The sequence below is a fragment of the Xenorhabdus sp. NBAII XenSa04 genome (assembly GCF_963866145.1).
Taxonomy (GTDB): domain Bacteria; phylum Pseudomonadota; class Gammaproteobacteria; order Enterobacterales; family Enterobacteriaceae; genus Xenorhabdus; species Xenorhabdus indica.
Map to the genome: position 1 here is coordinate 1 of NZ_CAWMEB010000127.1, position 2,940 is coordinate 2,940.

Sequence of the window (2,940 nt, forward strand, 5' to 3'; positions counted from 1 at the left end):
TATCGTCAAGTTCTCCTTTTGATACTATCTCTATAAAATGCAGTGTCAGATTCACTGTGTGGTTAATTAGGCCAAAGCCTGTCAGGGTTGTGTTGTCCTTTTGCTGCGGCGTCACTTTCAGCGGTAAATCCGCAAAAAGTGACGCCTTGAGTTCCGTGAACGGTTAGCAAAAGCAGTGCGAACATTGAAATGCCAGTAGGTACCGCAAAATGCCGCAAGATGAAGAATCAAACGGTAGTAATGAGTTAAATGCTTATATGTAGAAAAATTGTCCGCTGAATATTTCAGACGGTGATCGATCGTGATAAGTATGAACCGGATGTACTAAAGCCATCCTGTTATTCATTGAAGATAAAGAAAAATAAGGTTTATGTTGATATAAAAGATAAGTGTATGACCTAATGTTCATTACACTTGATTGGCAATATAAAAATACCTTTTGGGTGTATTTTTTCGTTTAAGAAACCTTCATTGCCGAACAGGTTAGAGTGTTCATCCTTGGCAATATCTGCTTCCAAAGGTGCACAGATGTACCGCAATATTTGCTATCCCTTTCAGGCTACGGGAGTTTTGTTTCGCCGTTCAATGTTGATCCTTGCAGGCGATGGATCACTGATGTAGGCAAGATATTAACGGCTATTGGTAGGCAGGGTCAACTTCCTATTTGTTAATCTACCTATTAATTCTGATTTCACAGTGTTCTCAACTCTAACCATTTTCTCTAACTCATTTATAGGTTTTTCATAGCTTTTTATTCTATTTATTCTCATGTTAAATATTGCGTTCAGCACTTCTCATTTGCTAGTTAAAACATGAGGAATATCAAATTGCAAAGCAACTTACAGATGAAAGAACAATACCTAGCATCAGTAGGTTACAAGCTTTATGATAAGGTATGTACTTTAATGACTACAGTTAAGATTAATTAAGGAATCACGTATTGATGGACAGTCCAAAATTATTTATTTCTTATAGCTGGTCTACTCCAACTCATGAACAATGGGTAATCGCACTAGCTAATGAGCTAACCGAGTCTGGTGTTCATGTAATTCTTGATAAATGGGATTTAAAAGAGGGTCAGGATTCCTTTGCCTTCATGGAAAGAATGGTTACAGATCAAGACATAACCAAAGTGGCTATCATCTGTGATGAAGTTTATGCATCTAGAGCTGATGGCAGGTCTGGTGGTGTTGGTACTGAAACACAAATAATTTCGCGTGAAGTATATGAAAATCAGGATCAAGGCAAGTTTGTTGCAATCATTGCTGAGAAAGATGATCTAGGTAAACCATACCTACCAACATACTATAAGTCACGTATATATATTGATTTGAGTGAGCCAGATAACTATGTAGATAACTTTGAAAAGCTATTGCGTTGGATTTACGATAAGCCTCTTTACATTAGGCCTGAAATAGGTAAGAGGCCATCATTTCTAGATGAATCAAATGGAATATCACTTGGAACAACAGCCAATTATAAGAGAGCTATCTCTGCCATCAAAGACAATAAGCCATTTGCATCAGGCGCAATTGATGAATATTTAACCACCATTGTAAGTAACCTTGAAAAATTCAGAATATTCAATAAAGAAAAAGATAGTAAGTTTGACGATCAAGTTATCGATAACATTGAAAAGTTTATTCCTTATAGAAACGAAGTAATTTCATTATTTATTGTAATAGCTCAATATGCACCCACAGAAGAAAATATACTGAAACTTCACCATTTCTTTGAATCTTTGATTCCATATATGAGTCGGCCAGAAAATGTTAATAGCTGGAACACATGGGATTTTGATAATTTTAAGTTTATCATTCATGAACTATTTTTATATGCAGTTGCTATTTTCATAAAGCATGAAAGATTTACAGCGTTAAACCAGTTGCTAATACAGCAATATTATGTAGGTAGAAAAGTAGATTTTGGACGAAATACAATGGTTGGATATCAGGTATTTCGCGAACATATAGAGTCTCTAGAGCACAGAAACAATAGATTAGAACTAAGACGTTTATCCTTACATGCAGATCTTCTAAAACAAAGAAGCAAGCAATCAGGTATTGAATTCAATTATCTAATACAAGCTGATTTTATCCTATTCATGAGATCAGAAATTCAAGAAGGTGATTTATACAACCGTTGGTTTCCAAATACTGGTATATATATTAATCGTTTTTACGGTGCTTTAGAAGTATTTGCTAGAGCATCCTCGAAAACATACTTCGATAAGATGAAGTGTATTCTTTTAATAGATAAACCTTCAGATTTAGAAAAATTAATACTCGAATATAAAACAAATATACAAAGGTTACCTAGATGGGAGCACGAATCATTTAATCCAGCAACATTACTTGGCTATGATCAACTTGCTACCAAGATATAAAAGTTAACTCATAAGAAAAATTGTTTATTTTTTTGATATTTACCCTAAATAGCTTTTCAAAATGATAGGAGTACTCCTTACCCCGCGTGACACGCGGGGTAAGGAACGCCGCATGCTGATACTCTCACTATTATGAAAAGGTATATAGTTTTACCTGTTATTTTCCTTACAAATACGTAATACGAATAGCAGGTTTAAATATATGGTTTTATCATGTTATAATTACCAATATGACAGATAGGATGCAAACTAGAATATATGATGCTTGGCATACACTATTAAATAAATACCCGTAAAAAATTAATTAAATAAAAGTATTGTATAATAACAAAAGCACCTATTCAGGCGCTTTTCATATAATTAATAATTGAATCATATTATTTGGGGTTATTCTTCTTTCGGGGTGTAATTCCAACCGGACGAACCACCGAAAGTAGCACCACCATAACCACTGCTTTGAGTGCCTAGCGTACCCGAAGATTTAGCACCAACACCAAGTGCTCCTTGCACTTTACCTGCTCCATTTAAAGGAATTAATCCTTTAGTATTCCTCA

Annotated in this window: 1 protein-coding gene; it reads left to right on the forward strand. The window is 34.8% G+C overall.

Going from position 1 to position 2,940, the window contains the following annotated elements; translation table 11 throughout:
- Positions 1–943 precede the first annotated feature (943 nt).
- A complete protein-coding gene (locus tag AAC147_RS05965; protein ID WP_047685989.1) occupies positions 944–2,386 on the forward strand; it encodes an SEFIR domain-containing protein in 1,443 nt (480 codons plus the stop codon).
- Positions 2,387–2,940 lie beyond the last annotated feature (554 nt).

Bases quoted from the DNA above. Each gene is read 5' to 3' on its own strand.
- AAC147_RS05965 (WP_047685989.1), top strand. From the start codon at position 944: ATGGACAGTCCAAAATTATTTATTTCTTATAGCTGGTCTACTCCAACT.